Consider the following 17,290-nt stretch of genomic DNA (forward strand, 5'->3'; position numbering starts at 1 on the left):
AGCCAGTCAATAGGTCGGCCCGTTCAGGACACCGTGCCGGTCCCGCTGTCCGCATGGTTCGCTGGAACGCATGACGGAACGCGAAGCGCACCCGTACACCGACCGCCCCTCCGGCCGCCCCTCCGGTCACCCCGACGAGAACCCCTCCGCCGCCGACGGACCGGCCTCCGCCGCCCGCAGGGACACCGCCGTACGGGCGGCCGTGGCGCGGGGGCTGGTGAGTGCCCAGGAGCCGATCGCGGCTCTGCTGGACGTGGTGGGCATCCGGGCGGGGGTCAGAGACCTGCGGAACGCCTTCGCCGAGGTCGTCGCCCCGGGCACCCCCGTCCTGCACACGTTCGCGGTGAAGGCCGCGCCCCTGGTCCCGGTCCTGCGGCTGCTGCGGGACGAAGGCGTCGGCGCGGAGGTCGCCAGCCCCGGCGAGCTGGCCCTGGCGCGGGCCGCCGGGGTCACCGCCCGGCACACGGTCCTCGACTCCCCCGCGAAGACCGAGGCCGAACTCCGTGAGGCGCTGACCCTCGGTATCGCGGTCAACGCGGACAACTTCCAGGAACTCGCCCGGCTCGACGCCCTGGTCGCGGCCCTGACCGGTATGACGATCGCAGCGGACACCCCCGAAGCGGACGGGGAGCCCGACGGCGCGCGGCGGCTGCCGCCGCTGGGGCTCCGGGTGAACCCGCAGATCGGCGGCGGCTCGATCGACGCGCTGTCCACCGCGACCCCGACCTCCAAGTTCGGGGTCGCGCTGAAGGACCCGGGCGCACGGGAGCGCGTCGTGCGCGCCTTCCTCGCCCGGCCGTGGCTCACCCGGCTGCACACCCATACGGGCTCCCAGGGCGTGCCGCTCGCTCTCATGGTCCAGGGCGTGGCGGAGACATACGCGCTCGCCGAGGAGATCAACGCGCGCGCGGGACACCGGCGGGTCGACACGATCGACATCGGTGGCGGGCTGCCCGTCGACTTCACGTCGGACACGCAGACGCCGACGTTCGCGCGCTACGCGCGGCTGCTCGCCCGCGAAGTGCCGGAGCTGTTCGACGGCCGGTACGGACTGGTCACGGAGTTCGGGCGGTCCCTGCTGGCCAAGCACGGCTTCGTACTGGCCAGGGTCGAGTACACCAAGTCGGCGGGCGGACGGCGGATCGCGGTCACCCACGCGGGGGCGCAGATCGCCGCCCGTACGGTCTACGCGCCCGCGCAGTGGCCGTTGCGGATCGCCGCGTACGACGAGCGGGGACGGCCACGCACCACGCCCGTCGAGCCCCAGGACATCGCGGGCCCCGCGTGTTTCGCGGGCGACCTGCTGGCCGAGGGGCGCCCGCTCCCCCGCCTGGCCCCGGGTGACCACATCGCCGCCCTGGACACCGGGGCGTACTACTTCGCGCATCACTACGCGTACAACTCGCTCGCGCGGCCCGCCGTCCATGGCTTCCTGACCGATTCGGACCGTCCGGGACCGGATCGGATCACCACGCCCTCGGACGCCGATGACGACGCGTCACCCTTGGGGGTGAGTTTCGCGACGGTACGGACCGCGCAGACGATCGCCGAGGTCGTCGCGGAGGCGGGCGGGGCGCACACGAAGGCGCTCGACTTCTAGCGAGCGCCGGGCGCGGGAGTCACCCACGCCACCCACGCACCACTTCACCCCTCCCATACGAAGCTTTCCTTTCACCATTCGACCGGACTCCCTCTTTCCGTGATCAGAATCAATCATTCTCGTGCAGGTTGCTCTGGAAAACGTCGGACCGCCCCACAGATGTGGATGCGTTGCGTAGCGTCCCGGCCACCGGGACGGGCGACACCCTGAACTGATGGACGAACGCCCGCACGGACCGAGCGGAGGGAAGCGGCGTGCCCGGAATCGACGCGTGCCTGCTGGAAGCGATGACACTGCCCGGCGCGCGGGGCGCGGCCATCGTCGACTGGACCAGCGGTCTCGCCCTCGGTTCCGTCGGGGAGTCCGCAGGCGGCGACCACGAGGCGACAGCGGTGGAAACCGCCGAGATGGCACGCGCCGCGGCCGAGTACAGCGTGTTCACCCCGGACGACCACGGGACGCCTCTCGGGGACCTGCCCGAGCCCGCCGGGCTCCCCGCCGTCGAGGACCTGATGGTCACCACGAGAACGGCCTTCCATCTGATCCATTTCGTGGAGACGACATTCGACTCCAGTGTCTTCCTGTACCTGTGGCTGGACCGCGAGACCGGCAATCTGGCGCTGGCCCGTATCCGGCTGCGCGGTCTCGCGGAACGTCTGGTGCTGGGATGAGGACCGCCACCATGAAGCGGCCGACAGAACCCGTCCCGGTGGACCCCGCGCCCCCGCCGGAGCGCGGCACGACGGACGAACCGGACGCGCCCCGGGCCCCACGGCCACCGCGCACCGCACAGGAGGACAACACCACGCACGAGTCCGCCCGGGACACCGCCGCCACCCCGTCCGCCATGCTCACGCGACTGGCGCGGGAAGCGGCCACCGGTGTCCTCATTCGTGACCACGGTGTCCTCTATCTGCATGACGGCCAGGTCGTCCACGCCGAGAGTCCCGCCGCCCCTGGCCTCGATGTCCTCCTCACCGCGAGCGGCGCCCTCGCACCCGAACGCTGGCAGGAGGCCGTCGACCGGGCGGGCGCCCTCGGCCAGGTGGCCCGGTACCTGGTCGACAGCGGCGGACTCACGGAGGGCGCCCTCCAGTTGTGCCATCTCGGAGCGCTCTTCGACGCGGCCTATTTCGCGCTCGGGCCGACGACCGGCCCGACCCGGTTCCGCCCGGGCGCCGGGCACTGGCTGGGCCACGTCCAGCGGGTCCCCGTACAGGCCGTCGCACGGGAGTCCCGGCGGCGGCGCGCGCTGCTGGCCTGCGCAGGGGTCTGGCCCGGGGCCGACACGGCCCCGACGGTCCGGCGACGCCCCCCAGCGGATCAGCGGGTCCCGTCAAGGCTGCGGGCCGTGCTGCTGCTCGCTGACGGCGTCCGCACCCCGTCCGCCATCGCGTGGACGCTCGGCCGCCCGGCGTTCCACACCCTGATCGAGATACACCGGCTGGCCGCCGCAGGCCTCGTCGAACCCGCGCCCTCCCCGTACGACGGGCCGACCGGCCCTGGCACGGCCACCGCGACCCCGCCACACCGGGGCCGACCGGCCGCGCACCCACTGCCCGCGGTACGACCGCTCTCCCCCGTGCTCCCCCGGGACGGCCGCTCGTCGCGGCCCGCCGACGACGACCCCGACATCGTCTTTCTCCGCCGGCTCCGTGATGCCTTGGAGGCCCAGCTGTGAACGCCCGCCCCATGGACCTCCGTTGCCCGGCCTCATGAGGCTCTTCCCGCTCCGGCAACGCGCCGAGAGGAGACAACTGATGATCGCCGAAGCCGAACTGCTCGGTGAGCTGCGGCGCCTGCGGAGCCGGGTTCCCCAGGTCACCGGCGTCCTGGCCGCCAGCGTCGACGGACTCGTACTCGCGCAGGACGCCGCCGAGAACGAGGCCGAGGCGGTCGCCGCGCTCACGGCCGCCGCGCTCGGCGTGGGCAGCCGACTCACCGAGACCACCGGGCAGGGCCACTTCCGCGAACTGCTGGTACGCGGCGCCGACGGATATGTGGCCACCTACGCGGCGGGCGCCCACGCGGTGCTCACCGTGCTCGCCGAACCCCGTGTGAACGTCGGGCGGCTCCATCTGGAGGCACGCCGGTCCAGCACCGTGATCGGTGAACTCGTCGACGCGTCCGCCGCGGCGACGCCTCCCGTCCCTGCCATCCCGCCCCGCCCGGTCGGCCCGCCGGCGCCGGTGCCGATTCCGGTCAGACGGCCAGGAGCGAGCGGCGCCCGGGGCGGCACATGACGGCGCCCAACTAGGTCGACTAGGTCAACTAGGTCAACTAGGTCAACTAGGTCAACTAGGTCAACTAGGTCAACTAGGTCAACTAGGTCAACTAGGTCACGGAGTCTAGCCGGGCAATTGGGTCATTTAGGTCACCGGGGCCGCCTTTGAGGACAACCGGGGACCGGGACACCCAAGCCCCGGACGACACCAGCACACCACAGCGCCGAGTGCGCACACCGAACCCGCCGAACCCCCCGGAAACAAGGAGCAACGTCCCCATGAGCAACACCGAGACCGCACTCAAGGACGCGACGACCTCGATCGCGGGAGTGATCGGCGCGGCCCTGGTCGATTACACCAGCGGTATGGCGCTCGGCACGATAGGCGGCAGCAAGGAGTTCGACCTCGCGGTCGCCGCCGCCGGGAACACCGATGTCGTCCGGTCCAAGCTGCGCACCATGGAACTCCTGGGCCTGAAGGACGAGATCGAGGACATCCTGATCACCCTCGGCACCCAGTACCACCTGATCCGCCTTATCAAGACGCGCGGCCACACGGGACTGTTCCTGTACCTGGCCCTCGACAAGGACCGCTCCAACCTGGCGATGGCACGCCACCAGCTGCGCCGTATCGAGGCGGAGCTGGAGGTCTGATCCGGCGCTGATCCGGCGGGGCCACCCTGACGGACGGCCTGACCGGCCCGACCGGCCCGACCGGCCGATCTGACGGGTCGGCCGATGCCCGCACGGTGGTTCAGACGGTGACGCGGCGTCGCGCCCCGCCCGGGGAGGCGTCGCCCGCCGCCGGGCCCGTGGTGCGGTACTCCGTCACGGCCGGTCCGGCGGGCCGTCCGCCCCGGGCGTTCAGCTGATCGGCGCGCACCCAGAGCAACGCGCCGTCGTCGCTCTCGCGGCGTCCGATCGATGCCGCCTTGAGCCGGAGTCCGACGCCGATCCCGGCGAGCACCATCCCGGGGGCGGCCGGCACCGCGAAGGACGCGCCGACCGCGACGAGGAACGCGAGGGCGAGCCACCAGCGGTGGCCGCGCCGCCAGACCCGGAGAGTCACGGCCCGGTCCTGGAGCACATCGTGGCGTCCCGCGCGTGTGGCGCTCCCGGCCGATGCCCTGTGGCGTGCGAGGCCGGTCCGGCCGACGGCCGCGGCGGTGATCAGGAACAGGGCGATCCCCGCGAGGACCCCGATACGGCGTCCGGTCAGGCCGGGCACGAGAAGTCCGACAGAGGCGGCGAGCACACCGGCCCACCACATCGGCGCGGCACCCGCCCGTACGACCACGGCCACCCTGGCGAGGCCGTACCCGCCATGGGCGCGCTGACCGCCCTGGCCGCGTTGGGCGCCTTGGCCACGCTGACCGCCGCGACCGCGTCGACCGCTTTGGCCGCGGCTACCGCCCTGGGTTCCCGGGCCGCCTTGCTCTCCCTCGTCCTGTCTGCCGTTCCGTCCGCTGTTCGCCTCGCGCGCCATGTCCGCCTCCCGATCCGCGGCTGTCCTCAGGTGTCCGCTTGAGCGATTCGCGCAGGTGACGGTGGTCCGGGGAGCGCCCACAGGTGTCCGGCACCCTCCGTGCCGACGGCCACCGACCGCTCACGCACCACCCTCCTGGCGGACAGGGAGGCTACCCGCGGTTTCTGAGTACGTCATGAGGACATGCGGAACGGATTCCCTTCGGCTGGATCCGGTTGAGCTGGTTTCCCTTGAGCTGAATCCCGGTGGACTGGATTCCCGGCTCCGTGACCTATTCCGCGAAGAGGCCGCGGGACGCCGCGCGTGAGTCGAAGTCCTCCAGGCTGGCCTGGGCGTCGGGCAGGGCGTCGCACATCGCCTCCAGCAGTACTCGGCCGAGGAGCATCGGGGCGCAGGCCGTGTCGAAGGCCAGGCCAGTACCGACCGCGGCGGGCAGCAGTACGTCGGACAAAGCGGCCACGGGAGCGAAGGCGCTGTCCGCGACGGTGACGACGGACAGGCCCGCGCCCCGCGCGTACTCAAGGGCGTCGACGGTCTCACGGGGATGCCGGGGCAGTGCGAAGCAGAGCAAGGTGGTGGCCCCGGCCCGCACAGCGCGGTCGAGTCGGTCGGGAAGCATCGAGCCGCCCTCGTCCAGGAGCCGGACATCGGGGTGCACCTTCGCCGCGAAGTAGGCGAAGCCGTACGCCTGGGCGGCCGCGGCGCGGAGTCCGAGGACGGGCAGCGGACGGGAGGTGGCGAGCAGGTTCCCGGCCCGGCGGACCGGTGCGGGGTCGGCGAGCAGGTCGGCGAGCTGTCGCAGGTTCTCGATCTCGGCGGCCACGGCCTGCTGGTAGGCGTTGTGGTCGGACGCGTCGGGCCGGGCGTCCGGCGGGGCGATCTCGCGCAGCCGGCGCCGGAGGGCGGGGTAGCCGTCGAAGCCGAGGGCGACCGCGAAGCGGGTGACCGACGGTTGGCTGACCCCGGCGAGTTCGGCCAGTTCCACACTGGACAGGAAGGGCGCTTCGGCGGACCTGCGGACCAGGCAGTGGGCGATGCGCCGCTGCGTCGGTGTGAGCCGGTGCCCCTCGAAGAGCTGCCGCAATCGCGTCGCCGTGCTCTCGCCCATGCCCTCGTCCCCCTTCACCGGCGTCCGCGCCGCTCACGTCCGCTCAATCTATTCAGGATCGCCGGTCTCTGCATGGCGGTATGCACGGGGTGGTGGCGTCGGCGCGTGGTCGGCAATAGGGCCAAAGGGCGGCTGGCGCAATTGCGCCACCTAGACCGCCCCTTTACTTACCTTTGGTGGAAATTGTGGGCCTGCCAAGAGGGATGCGTGGTTCTTAGAGTGGATTGCGGCTATCGCTGACCATCGATCGTCACACGGGGAGCAGAGTGACCGTCATACAAGAAGCAACCGAAACGGAGATCCGCATCCTGCGCCTGCTGCACGAAGGACTGGACGACGCCGCTGTCGCGCGTCGTCTGTGTGTGGGGCACCGCACGGTCCAGCGCAGGGTGCACGACCTGATGAAACGTTGGGAGGTCAACGGCAGGGTGGCCCTCGGGGCCCGCGCCCAGGAACTGGGCGTGTACGAAGTGGTCGACACACATCAGGTGCCGGTGTGACAGCAGGCTTCGGACCGTGGGGGAACGGGCCGGCCGAGCGGACACCGGGTGATCCACGGAGATCACTGTCCGACCGAATAAGCAGTACGAAGCAGTAGCGCAGCCCGCAGTACCGCAGGAAAGCAGTGAAGCAACACAGCAACACAGCAACACCGCAGTACCGCAGTACCGCAGTACCGGATTCAGAGGGAGTGGGCCGAGGGGGTACGGCCCAGTCCATGAACCGCGTGGCTGGTCACCACGCATCCGGGACCGGCGGTCGGACGGTCAGCAACGACGGTAGCCACCGCACACCGCACGTGCCTCTCTCCCGCATGTCCTCACCCACCGCCCTGCGGGGAACCTCACCTGCGGGAAACCTCACCTGCGGAGAACCTCAACGGAAGAGTGGGGTTGTCCCCAGTGTGCGGGCACGGTCCGCTCCGTACCGTTGAGGCATGGACGCCCGCGATGCCGACTTCAAGAAGGAACTCGACGCCACCCTGCAGGCAGGAAGGGACCTCGGCGCCGAGTACGAATCCGCTTTCGTGGACTCGTTCCTGGAAAAGATCGAGCAACGAGTCGACTCCGCCGTGGACCGCAGGGTCCGGCGGCAGCTCGCCGAGCAGCAGATGGTCGTGGCCCGGGGCCCGAGCAGCCCGAGCGGTCCGGACACCTGGGGCGACCGCTTCGGGTTCGCCATGGTGACGCTCATCCTCGCGATACCCCTGTCCGCGATAGGCGTGGTCAACGCCGGACTGCCGGGGCTCATCGTCACCTGGGCGGGGATCGCCGGGGTCAACGCGGTCCACTCGACCTGGCCGTGGCGCCTGCGGGGCCGCGAGGAGAAGACAGCGACGGACTGGGAGGCGTAGCGGCCCCGGAGGCGCCGACCGTCCGGAAGGCGTGGCGGGAGCGGCGCGACGGGACACCCCAGGACAGGGCACGGGGTACGGGGACGAGGTACGGGGGCGAGCCGGGGACGAGCGTTGCGCGGGGACCGCCGGCACCCCCGTGAAGGGGGGCGGGACGACGGCGGTCCCCGCGGGGGACGCGGGGCCGGGTCAGGGCCGGGCCGCACGTCCTTGGCGTCCAGGGAGGTCCGGGAGCCGCTCCGGAGGTCCAAGGCGCCGTTCGCTGCCGGTTCGGGGTGGGGAGCCGCTCCCACCCCTCCGGCACCCACCAATCTGCCGCACCGGTGTTAAGCACGTGCTGCGCCGACGTGTCGTACGCGTACCACTTGCACGAACTCCGGCCCACGGCACACAGCACACCGCTGCGGCACTGCGGCTACTGCTTGCCGCCCGCCTTGGCGAGGAAGGTGAGGAGGTCCTGACGGCTGACGACACCCGTGGGCTTGCCCTCGACGAGAACGATCGCGGCGTCGGCGGTACCGAGGACGGACATCAGGTCGGCGACCGGCTCGCCGGAGCCGACCTGCGGCAGCGGCGCGGACATGTGCTTCTCCAGCGGGTCGGTGAGGGAAGCGCGCTGGGTGAAGAGCGCGTCCAGCAGTTCGCGTTCGACGACCGAGCCGACGACCTCGGCGGCCATCACGTCGGGGTGACCGGCGCCGGGCTTCACGATCGGCATCTGGGAGACGCCGTACTCCCGCAGGACCTCGATGGCCTCGCCGACCGTCTCGTCGGGGTGCATGTGCACGAGCGAGGGCAGGGCGCCCTCCTTGTCGCGCAGGACGTCCGCGACCCGGGCGGAGGGGCCGGTGTCCTCCAGGAAGCCGTAGTCCGCCATCCACTCGTCGTTGAAGATCTTGGAGAGGTATCCCCGGCCGCTGTCGGGCAGCAGCACGACCACGACGTCGTCGGGGCCGAGCCGCTCGGCGACCCGCAGCGCGGCCACGACCGCCATCCCGCACGAGCCGCCCACCAGGAGACCCTCCTCCTTGGCGAGGCGGCGGGTCATCTGGAAGGAGTCCTTGTCGGACACGGGCACGATCTCGTCGGCGACCGTCCGGTCGTACGCCGTGGGCCAGAAGTCCTCGCCGACGCCCTCCACCAGGTACGGGCGCCCGGAGCCGCCGGAGTAGACGGAGCCCTCGGGGTCCGCGCCGATGACCTTGACCCGGCCGTCGCTGGCGTCCTTGAGGTAGCGGCCCGTACCGGAGATCGTCCCGCCGGTGCCGACCCCGGTGACGAAGTGCGTGATCCGCCCCTCGGTCTGCTCCCAGAGCTCAGGGCCCGTGGAGTGGTAGTGGGAGAGGGGGTTCTGCGGGTTGCTGTACTGGTCGGGCTTCCAGGCACCGGGGGTCTCACGGACCAGCCGGTCGGAGACGTTGTAGTACGAGTCCGGGTGCTCGGGGTCGACGGCGGTGGGGCAGACCACGACCTCGGCGCCGTATGCGCGCAGTACGTTGATCTTGTCCGTGGAGACCTTGTCAGGGCAGACGAAGACGCACTTGTAGCCCTTCTGCTGGGCCACGATCGCCAGGCCGACGCCGGTGTTCCCGCTGGTCGGCTCCACGATGGTGCCGCCCGGCTGAAGGGCGCCGCTCTCCTCGGCGGCCTCGATCATGCGCAGGGCGATGCGGTCCTTCACGGAACCGCCGGGGTTGAAGTACTCGACCTTCGCCAGCACCGTCGCCTGGATTCCGTCGGAGACGTTGTTGAGACGTACCAGCGGGGTGTTGCCGACGAGGCTGATCATCGAGTCGTGGAAGTGCACCGTTGTCTCCGGGCTGCGAAGTAAGGATTGAGGGTTGACCTCAGCCTACGGCCCCCTACCGGCCCGTAGCCCCTCACGGGTCTCCCGTGCGTGCGACGCGCCGGGAAGATCCCGGACGGCCCCGGGCGGGCCGGGAGCGCGGCGGGTACCGCCGCCGTTCGGCCCCCGCGCGTTCACCCGCGACCGGCGATTGACCGACCGCCCCGACGGGGCAAGGAGTGGATGTACGGCTCGAAGGAGGTGGCTGCGACGTATGTCGAGGGCGAGGGTGGCACGGCGGATCGCCGCGGGCGCCGCGTACGGCGGTGGCGGTATCGGCCTGCTGGGTGTGGCGACGGTCGGTGTGGTGCTGGCCGAGGTGCGGCTGGCGAAGCGGCGGGTGGGCAACAGCGGGGGTGACCACGCGCCCGCGCCGCCGCGTGCCGACGGCCTGTACGGGGCGGGGCTCGCGGGCGGGGCCGAGCCGCTGCGGTTCGCGATGCTCGGGGACTCCACGGCGGCCGGGCAGGGCGTGCACCGGGCCCGTGAGACGCCCGGCGCGCTGATGGCGTCGGGGCTCGCGGCGGTGGCCGAACGGCCGGTCGAGCTGCGGACGGTGGCGCTGCCGGGGGCGCGGTCGGACGATCTGGAGCGCCAGGTCGGGCTGGTCGTCGGTGATCCGTCCTGGGTCCCGGACGTCTGCGTGATCATGATCGGGGCGAACGACGTCACCCATCGCATCCCGCCCACCAGGTCCGTCCGCTGTCTGTCGACGGCGGTGCGCAGGCTGCGGACCGCGGGGGCGGAGGTGGTCGTCGGGACGTGCCCCGACCTCGGGACGATCGAGCCGGTGTACCAGCCGCTGAGCTGGATCGCGCGGCGCACCTCACGCCAGCTCGCCGCCGCGCAGACCATCGGGGCCGTGGAGCAGGGCGGGCGGACGGTGTCGCTGGGGGATCTGCTGGGGCCGGAGTTCGCGGCGAACCCCAGGGAGCTCTTCGGGCCCGACAACTTCCACCCCTCCGCCGAGGGGTACGCCACCGCCGCGATGGCCGTGCTGCCCACGCTGTGCGCGGCGCTCGGGGTGTGGCCGGAGGAGGAGCGGCCGGACGCCTCCCGCGACGAGGGGTTCCTGCCGGTCGCGCGGGCCGCGGTGCGGGCCGCGGCGGAGGGCGGTACGGAGGTGACGGCGGCGCCGCAGGGCGGCCCGCGGGGCCCCTGGGCACTGCTCAAGCGGAGGCGTCGCCGGCGGATCCACACCCACGGCACCGCCCCGGACCACTCGACCCCGGCGGCGTCCTGACCCTTGGGCCCTGACCTCTGGGCCCTGGCCGCTGGATCCCTTGCCCCAGGCGCACTGAGCCCGGTTCCCCGGCCTGACGGCACCGGGCTCAGTGCGCCTGACGGCACCGGGCTCAGTGGTCCCGGTGCGCCCGGTGCGCCTCGTCAGGCCCCCGTGCCGCCGGAGGGCCCGGATGGGGAGACCCGGCAGGGCGCCAAGGCTGCCGGGCGGTCCGCACGGACACGCGGTGCCGCCGCCCCGCGGGGGTGGGGCGGCGGCCCGGCGTCAGAGGTTCTCGCGCTTCCACACGTTGACGTTCTGCCGCTTGGGCACGTCCACTGTCTTGTTGCTGTACGCGGTCCGCCAGGTGCACCGGCCCGTGTTGAAGGTCTTCTTGGTGACCTTGACCTTCTTGGAGGCGTGGTACATCCGGATGCGCTGCGTCTTGCCCCGGGCGATGTCCAGCGAGTACGACCAGGTCGACGCCTTGCTCCAGCCCCTGGTGTAGGAGCCTTCGAGGGAGGCGGTCATCTTGGCGACGATCGGACCGATGTCACCGCCGATGCCCACGGACCCGCTCCAGCTCGCCTCGGCCGTCTTGGTCTTGGAGTACGTGATCCGGCCCGGACCCTGGATGAAGTCGCTGGCGATGTTGGTCGGGCGGTAGCTGGCCTTCGCGCCCGACAGGGTGAATCTGGGCTTCTCCGGAGCACAGGCCGCCGAGCTGGGCTGCGCGACGACGATGGTGCCCGCCGAGGCCAGTGACAGGACGAGTGCACCCCGCACGATTCTTCTCATGATTCCCCGCTTCCGTGATGGGTCGAACGCCGAGGGGGCGGGGACACCCCCCACCGGGGCGGCGTCCCGTGTTCCTCGCCGTGGGCCGTGACACTGTCAGCAGCGGGCGGCGGGACACCCGGACTTCAGCAAGATCTGAGGTGGCCGCCCCATATCCCCGTATTTCCGCCCGGAATCCGGCGGGCTCCTGGTCGGGCGCGGAGGTGGTCCCGGTCCGCCATCGGGCGGGAATCGCGTACGGAGGGCCCGATACGGGCCGACCGCCACAGCCACAACCACAACCACGGACGAGGGCCGACCGCCGCGGACGAGAGCCGCCCCAGCCGCGGCGGAAGGGAGCACCCCGTCCACGGCCGGCACAAGCAACACGGGACATGGGACACGGGAGCAAGCCACAAGCCACAAGCCACAGAACGAACGAAGCGCGCCGGAGTAGGGTGAGCAAGCGCTTGGAAAGTGCGGCCCGGGTCACAGTCCCGGACCCGTGACCACCGCGCTACGTGACGGTAGCTTCACGAGCACAGCCACCCGAGGAACCGGACCCGCGCCCGCACGGCCGGGAACCGGACCCCGCGCCCCCCGGCAAGGAGAACCCCCGATGCCCGAAGCCGTGATCGTCTCCGCAGCCCGTTCCCCCATCGGCCGTGCCTTCAAGGGCTCGCTGAAGGATCTGCGTCCCGACGACCTGACCGCCACGATCATCGGGGCGGCCCTCGCGAAGGTCCCCGAGCTGGACCCGGGGGACATCGACGACCTGATGCTCGGCTGCGGTCTGCCCGGCGGCGAGCAGGGCAACAACCTGGGGCGGATCGTCGCCGTACAGATGGGTCTGGACCGGCTGCCGGGCTGTACGGTCACCCGCTACTGCTCCTCGTCGCTCCAGACCAGCCGGATGGCGCTGCACGCGATCAAGGCGGGCGAGGGCGATGTCTTCATCTCGGCGGGTGTCGAGATGGTGTCCCGGTTCGTCAAGGGCAGCTCCGACAGCCTGCCGGACACGCACAACCCGTTCTTCGCCGAGGCCGAGGCGCGGACGGCGGCGGTCGCGGAGTCGACCGGTTCCGGCTGGCACGACCCCCGCGAGGACGGCGTGGTCCCGGACGCCTATATCGCGATGGGGCAGACCGCCGAGAACCTGGCGCGCTGGAAGGGCGTCACCCGGCGCGACATGGACGAGTTCGGCGTGCGTTCCCAGAACCTCGCGGAACAGGCGCTCGCCAAGGGCTTCTGGGAGCGGGAGATCACCCCGGTCACCACACCGGACGGCACGGTCGTCGCCAAGGACGACGGGCCCCGCGCGGGGGTCACCCTGGAGGGCGTCGAGGGGCTGAAGCCGGTGTTCCGCCCGGACGGGCTGGTCACGGCCGGGAACTGCTGCCCGCTGAACGACGGCGCCGCCGCGCTGGTCGTCATGAGCGACACCAAGGCCCGGGAGCTGGGGCTCACCCCGCTCGCCCGGATCGTCTCCACCGGGGTCTCCGCGCTCTCCCCCGAGGTCATGGGCCTCGGCCCGGTCGAGGCGTCGAGGCAGGCCCTCACCCGCGCGGGACTCACGGTCGACGACATCGACCTGTTCGAGATCAACGAGGCGTTCGCCGCCCAGGTGATCCCCTCGTACCGTGAGCTCGGGATCGACCTGGACAAGCTGAACGTGAACGGTGGCGCCATCGCCGTCGGGCACCCCTTCGGGATGACCGGCGCCCGGATCACCGGCACGCTGATCAACAGCCTCCGGTTCCACGACAAGCAGTTCGGCCTGGAGACGATGTGCGTGGGCGGCGGCCAGGGCATGGCGATGGTCATCGAGCGTCTGAGCTGAGCGACCGCCCCGGCGCACGCGCCGGAGCGGGGCGCGCACCCGAGCCGGGGCACGAGGCGTGACACGAGGGCGGGACACGGGCGGGCGCGGGAACGGGGCGGGCGACAGGCGCGGTGACGGGCGGGGCGCGCGTCGGGCACCCGCCCCGTCACGGAACGCGCCCCGGGGCGCACGGATCGAATCGTGACCCAATCTCCCTCAGGATGTGATGTATCTCCCGCGAGAGGGGCGCGCGCGCAGCTCACACTTGGGACTCGGGTAAACCCGACCTCGGAAACCTGTCCATTTCGTGACGTAATGCACTGACAGATGGCGGGTCCGCACCTCAAGCTGAGGTAGGAAGTCGGGGGTCGACTGACACCGGGAGTACTTCGTGAGCGCCATTCCCCTTGTTCTGCTGGTCACCACTGCCGCCGCCACGGCCGTGGGAGCCGCCGCCCTGCACGCCGTGCACGGGCTGCGCCGACAGATCACCGCCCTGCGCGCCGAGCTGGCCCAGCGGCCGGCCGCGGACGCGCGGGCGCTGGTGCCCGCGGCCCGGACCACCGCCGACACCGAGGAGATACGCGCGGCGGTCACCGCCGCCCTCGCCGAGGAACGGGAGCGCGAGATGGCCGAGGCGCGGGCCTTCTGGGCCGCGCAGGAGGCCCGGGACGCCTCCGAGGCCCCGTCCCTGCTCGGACTGCCGACCGACGAGCTGTTCCTGCCCCGGCAGACCGACTTCGTGGGTCTGACCCCCGTCACCGAGTCCGACGGGCCCGACCTCCTCGCCGAGTCCGGCACGGAGTTCGCCGAGGGCCCCGAGGCCGAGATCCCCGACGGACTGACCGAGACCGCGACCCTCACCGGCCCCGAGCCCGCGCCCGACAGCCACCCCGGCGACTCCCCCGAACTCGCCGCGGCCCGCCGCCGTCACCCCTCGCACCCCGATTTCGTGCCCTCGCAGGCCACCCAGCCGCCGTTCACGGCGGGCGGCGACCATGAGCACACGGTGCTGTGCCTGGAGGAACTGGCGGCCACCCGCGCGGCGCTCGCCGATGTGCGGCCCGGCCCGCTCGGCACCCTCGACGTATACGTCTTCGAGGACGGCACCACCCTGTGCATGACCCCCGGCCACCGGGAGACCGCCGAGCGCCTCGCGCAGGCGCTGCGCGCCGGTGACGCGCCGTTCCTGCTGGGCGGCTCCGGGATCGCCGGCGCGTACGCGCTGACCTTCTCCTGCGGCACCGAGACCGTCTACGTCCTCGCGGACCGCGTCATCGCGTCCCTCTGAGCGCCGCCCGCGCCGGGCCCGTCCCTCCGGGCCCGTGGCCCGTGCCCTGGACCGCGCACCGGGGGTCCCTCCGGACCCCCGTGCTCAAGCCCCGCGCCGAGCGTCGCCCCTGCGCTCTCCGCCCTCCGCGTGCCGCGTGCCGCGCGCCCGCGTGGCGACGGGCGCGCACGGCGGCCCGTTCACACCCCGGCGCGCTTCTGCGCCTCCTCCACCAGCGCGACCGCCTCCGCGAGTTCCCCGGGTTCCCGGAGCACCACCGCGAGGTCCCGTCCGGCGACGGTGATCTGGTCGGCGACGGCGAACATCCCGGCGTCCGGCATCCGGCGCGGCTCGCGTTCCGGGTCCTCGGCGTGCTGCGCGCGGGCGGAGAGTTCCCTGGCCAGACCCAGTGCCTCGGCCGCCGCACCGCGCTGGAGGCGGCTCTGCGGGGCGGCCCGCAGATGGTCGGCGAAGCGGTCCACGGCGGCGGTCAGCGGCGTCGTATCAAGCACGGTGCGACCTTATGCGATCCGGGCGGCACTGTTGCCAACGCCGGGGCTCTCAGGCACGGTGACGGGACAGGACGGACCATTCCGCACGCGTCCGGAGGCGCCGATGCCACCAGTCTTCTCCGAGGAGACCCACCGCAACCTGCTCGCCCGAATCCCGCACTGCACCGGCCGTGAAGTCTCCGAGTGGCTTCGCACGGTCGAGGACGGCCCCGCTTTCTTCCGCTTCGACGAGAAGGTGAGCTGGCTGCGTTCGGAGCACGACCTCGCGCACGGCCACGCGAAGGCGATCATCCACGAGTACGACCTGAGAAGGGCCGCACGCAAACTGCGCTGACGGCGCCGTCGCGCTGTCGCGGCCACCGGCCCGGGACACATCGGCCGGCGGCCGGTGGGCCACCGAACGGGGAACGGCCCCGCGAACCGAGGTTCGCGGGGCCGTCGCCGGGCTCCACCGCCGAAGCGGCTCGCGTACGACCTGTCGGTCGCCGCGCTACCGGTCGCCGCCGGTCAGTCGCTGCTCTGGAGGATCGCGATCAGTCGCAGGAACTCCATGTAGATCCAGACGAGCGTCAGCGTCATACCGAACGCCGCCAGCCACGCCTCCTCGCGGGGGGCGCCGTAGGCGATGCCGTCCTCGACCTGCTTGAAGTCCAGGGCGAGGAAGCAGGCGCCGAGCAGGACACCGACGATGCCCATGATGATGCCGAGCGTGCCGCTGCGGAAGCCGAGGCCGTCACCGCCGCCGATCACCGCGAACAGCAGGTTCACGGCCATCAGCAGGACGAAGCCGAGCGCCGCGGCCATCACGAAGCCGTAGAACCGGCGGTTGACGCGGATCCAGCCCGCCTTGTAGGCGATGAGCACGCCCGCGAAGACGGCCATGGTGCCGATGACGGCCTGCATCGCGGCGCCACCGGCGATGCGGTTGTCCACGAAGCTGGAGATGACGCCGAGGAAGACACCTTCCAGGGCGGCGTACGTCACGATCAGCGCGGGCGACGCCTTGCGCTTGAAGGACTGCACCAGGCCGAGCACCATCGCGGCGAGACCCGCGACGACGGCGACACCGATGGAGCGCGCGATGTTCGCGTCGTCGACCGGCAGCAGCGCCCACGCGAGCGCGGCCGTGACGATGAGGATGCCGAGGGTGGTCCCCGTGCGCATGATGACGTCGTCCATCGTCATGCGCGCGGCGCCGGCCGGGGCCTGCGGGCCCGAGCCCTGGAGGCCGTCCGGCTGGGCGTAAGGGTTCTGGGCGTAGGGGTTCGTCGGCGCGGTCTGCGCGGGCGCCCCCTGCGCGTACGGGTTGCCCTGGGTCTGGACGGCGGGTCCCCCGGCCTGCGGCGCGGCACTGTTGCCCGCGTAGCCGTTGTCGCGGCTGAACCCCCGACGCGAGAAGACCGGGTTACTGCTCCTCATCTCACTCCTCCGTGGCCGCCGTGCGCGGCCTTGACCCAAGAGTAATGTGCGGGCAAAGCATCCCTCCTAGTGCCTAGGGAGGATCTTTCCCCTTCCGTTACGGAGGAACGTACGGCCGTCGCCGTGTGTTCCCGCGTCCTTCCGTGGGGTTCCCGGGTTCCGCCGGGTTCACACGGGGGAACGGGACCGGGTCACCCTCGGGAGGTGTCATCCCCGTCACACGGGGCCCGCTCCGCCGTTCGGGCGGGCGGCACGGCCGGGCGGGTGAGCGGTACGGCCGAGCCGGGGAGCGGTACGGCGGTGACCCGACCTGATCGCGCCCGGGCACGCGCTCGCACGGCGGGGGTCCGCACACGGCGGGGGCCACGCACGACGAGCGGAGGCGGCGACACACAGGGACCGCGACGAGGAGCGGCACCACAGCGTCACGAAGCCTCCGCCAGCCCCGCCGACACCGCACCGCACCGCACCGCACCGCACCGCACCGCACCGGGCACCATCCCCGACACCCACCGGCGCCACGACAATCCCGACACCGCCGACATCACGCACGCCGCAGACATCACACACATAACTGATACGGGTACCGGAGAATCAGGCATCTCACGCCTCGTCACGTCACGAACAGTCACACTCACCAGCCGTCACCC

Annotated in this window: 17 protein-coding genes; 11 read left to right on the forward strand and 6 right to left on the reverse strand. The window is 72.0% G+C overall.

Translation table 11 applies throughout. From position 1 onward, the window contains the following. Positions 1-70 precede the first annotated feature (70 nt). From OG711_RS16030 to OG711_RS16050, 5 genes are all read left to right on the forward strand, one after another. Positions 71-1,600: a type III PLP-dependent enzyme domain-containing protein gene (locus tag OG711_RS16030; protein ID WP_329559556.1), complete on the forward strand. Its 1,530-nt coding sequence runs from the start codon at positions 71-73 to the stop codon at positions 1,598-1,600. A gap of 254 nt (positions 1,601-1,854) precedes the next feature. Continuing rightward, positions 1,855-2,271, forward strand: coding sequence for a hypothetical protein (locus tag OG711_RS16035; protein WP_329559557.1), 417 nt, complete (start codon positions 1,855-1,857; stop codon positions 2,269-2,271). A 176-nt stretch (positions 2,272-2,447) separates the two neighbouring features. Further along, positions 2,448-3,281: a transcriptional regulator gene (locus tag OG711_RS16040; RefSeq protein WP_329563838.1), complete on the forward strand. Its 834-nt coding sequence runs from the start codon at positions 2,448-2,450 to the stop codon at positions 3,279-3,281. A 34-nt stretch (positions 3,282-3,315) separates the two neighbouring features. Further along, positions 3,316-3,843 (forward strand): roadblock/LC7 domain-containing protein, encoded by a 528-nt coding sequence (locus OG711_RS16045; RefSeq protein WP_329563840.1) that lies wholly within the window; start codon positions 3,316-3,318, stop codon positions 3,841-3,843. 260 nt (positions 3,844-4,103) lie between these two features. After that, complete coding sequence (locus OG711_RS16050) at positions 4,104-4,478, forward strand: hypothetical protein (protein WP_073783898.1); 375 nt, start codon at positions 4,104-4,106, stop codon at positions 4,476-4,478. Between the two features lie 100 nt (positions 4,479-4,578). Here OG711_RS16050 and OG711_RS16055 read toward each other — a convergent pair whose 3' ends face one another. Together OG711_RS16055 and OG711_RS16060 are read right to left on the reverse strand one after the other, a co-directional pair. Continuing rightward, positions 4,579-5,127: a hypothetical protein gene (locus OG711_RS16055; protein WP_073783896.1), complete on the reverse strand. Its 549-nt coding sequence runs from the start codon at positions 5,125-5,127 to the stop codon at positions 4,579-4,581. 454 nt (positions 5,128-5,581) lie between these two features. Continuing rightward, positions 5,582-6,418, reverse strand: a complete 837-nt coding sequence (locus OG711_RS16060; protein ID WP_266508788.1) for a MurR/RpiR family transcriptional regulator — start codon at positions 6,416-6,418, stop codon at positions 5,582-5,584. Positions 6,419-6,684: 266 nt separating this feature from the next. Between OG711_RS16060 and OG711_RS16065 the strand changes: the two genes are divergently transcribed. Further along, a complete protein-coding gene (locus OG711_RS16065; protein ID WP_073783892.1) occupies positions 6,685-6,918 on the forward strand; it encodes a helix-turn-helix domain-containing protein in 234 nt (77 codons plus the stop codon). 437 nt (positions 6,919-7,355) lie between these two features. Continuing rightward, complete coding sequence (locus OG711_RS16070) at positions 7,356-7,772, forward strand: hypothetical protein (protein WP_329559558.1); 417 nt, start codon at positions 7,356-7,358, stop codon at positions 7,770-7,772. Between the two features lie 415 nt (positions 7,773-8,187). Here OG711_RS16070 and OG711_RS16075 read toward each other — a convergent pair whose 3' ends face one another. Next, positions 8,188-9,579: a cystathionine beta-synthase gene (locus OG711_RS16075; protein WP_073783888.1), complete on the reverse strand. Its 1,392-nt coding sequence runs from the start codon at positions 9,577-9,579 to the stop codon at positions 8,188-8,190. A 253-nt stretch (positions 9,580-9,832) separates the two neighbouring features. Here OG711_RS16075 and OG711_RS16080 point away from each other — a divergent pair, with 253 nt between their 5' ends. Next, the gene (locus OG711_RS16080; protein ID WP_073783886.1) at positions 9,833-10,861 is read left to right on the forward strand and encodes an SGNH/GDSL hydrolase family protein; all 1,029 of its coding nucleotides are present in this window, start codon (positions 9,833-9,835) and stop codon (positions 10,859-10,861) included. Positions 10,862-11,125: 264 nt separating this feature from the next. Here the strand turns inward: OG711_RS16080 and OG711_RS16085 are convergent, their stop codons facing one another. Beyond that, positions 11,126-11,638 carry a hypothetical protein gene (locus tag OG711_RS16085; RefSeq protein ID WP_143201176.1) on the reverse strand — a complete coding sequence of 171 codons (513 nt, stop codon included), beginning with the start codon at positions 11,636-11,638 and terminating at the stop codon, positions 11,126-11,128. A gap of 598 nt (positions 11,639-12,236) precedes the next feature. Here OG711_RS16085 and OG711_RS16090 point away from each other — a divergent pair. Further along, on the forward strand, positions 12,237-13,457 hold the full coding sequence (locus OG711_RS16090) for an acetyl-CoA C-acetyltransferase (protein WP_073783882.1): 1,221 nt from the start codon (positions 12,237-12,239) through the stop codon (positions 13,455-13,457). A 373-nt stretch (positions 13,458-13,830) separates the two neighbouring features. After that, positions 13,831-14,730 (forward strand): hypothetical protein, encoded by a 900-nt coding sequence (locus tag OG711_RS16095; protein WP_073783880.1) that lies wholly within the window; start codon positions 13,831-13,833, stop codon positions 14,728-14,730. Positions 14,731-14,909: 179 nt separating this feature from the next. On the opposite strand, the gene OG711_RS16100 is transcribed toward OG711_RS16095, so the two are convergent. Next, entirely contained in the window at positions 14,910-15,221 is a 312-nt protein-coding gene (locus tag OG711_RS16100) for a hypothetical protein (protein ID WP_266508797.1), read from the reverse strand. Positions 15,222-15,324: 103 nt separating this feature from the next. Here OG711_RS16100 and OG711_RS16105 point away from each other — a divergent pair, with 103 nt between their 5' ends. Next, the gene (locus OG711_RS16105) at positions 15,325-15,555 is read left to right on the forward strand and encodes a DUF4287 domain-containing protein (protein ID WP_073783876.1); all 231 of its coding nucleotides are present in this window, start codon (positions 15,325-15,327) and stop codon (positions 15,553-15,555) included. 173 nt (positions 15,556-15,728) lie between these two features. Here OG711_RS16105 and OG711_RS16110 read toward each other — a convergent pair whose 3' ends face one another. Further along, positions 15,729-16,640, reverse strand: a complete 912-nt coding sequence (locus OG711_RS16110) for a Bax inhibitor-1/YccA family protein (protein ID WP_099285060.1) — start codon at positions 16,638-16,640, stop codon at positions 15,729-15,731. Positions 16,641-17,290 lie beyond the last annotated feature (650 nt).

The organism is Streptomyces uncialis (genome assembly GCF_036250755.1).
Classification (GTDB): domain Bacteria; phylum Actinomycetota; class Actinomycetes; order Streptomycetales; family Streptomycetaceae; genus Streptomyces; species Streptomyces uncialis.

Excerpts from the sequence above, each read along its gene's own strand:
- OG711_RS16045 (WP_329563840.1), top strand. The coding sequence starts at position 3,316 with ATGAGGCTCTTCCCGCTCCGGCAACGCGCCGAGAGGAGACAACTGATG.
- OG711_RS16090 (WP_073783882.1), top strand. The coding sequence starts at position 12,237 with ATGCCCGAAGCCGTGATCGTCTCCGCAGCCCGTTCCCCCATCGGCCGT.
- OG711_RS16110 (WP_099285060.1), bottom strand. The coding sequence starts at position 16,640 with ATGAGGAGCAGTAACCCGGTCTTCTCGCGTCGGGGGTTCAGCCGCGAC.
- OG711_RS16070 (WP_329559558.1), top strand. The coding sequence starts at position 7,356 with ATGGACGCCCGCGATGCCGACTTCAAGAAGGAACTCGACGCCACCCTG.
- OG711_RS16085 (WP_143201176.1), bottom strand. The coding sequence starts at position 11,638 with ATGAGAAGAATCGTGCGGGGTGCACTCGTCCTGTCACTGGCCTCGGCG.
- OG711_RS16080 (WP_073783886.1), top strand. The coding sequence starts at position 9,833 with ATGTCGAGGGCGAGGGTGGCACGGCGGATCGCCGCGGGCGCCGCGTAC.
- OG711_RS16040 (WP_329563838.1), top strand. The coding sequence starts at position 2,448 with ATGCTCACGCGACTGGCGCGGGAAGCGGCCACCGGTGTCCTCATTCGT.
- OG711_RS16060 (WP_266508788.1), bottom strand. The coding sequence starts at position 6,418 with ATGGGCGAGAGCACGGCGACGCGATTGCGGCAGCTCTTCGAGGGGCAC.
- OG711_RS16105 (WP_073783876.1), top strand. The coding sequence starts at position 15,325 with ATGCCACCAGTCTTCTCCGAGGAGACCCACCGCAACCTGCTCGCCCGA.
- OG711_RS16030 (WP_329559556.1), top strand. The coding sequence starts at position 71 with ATGACGGAACGCGAAGCGCACCCGTACACCGACCGCCCCTCCGGCCGC.
- OG711_RS16050 (WP_073783898.1), top strand. The coding sequence starts at position 4,104 with ATGAGCAACACCGAGACCGCACTCAAGGACGCGACGACCTCGATCGCG.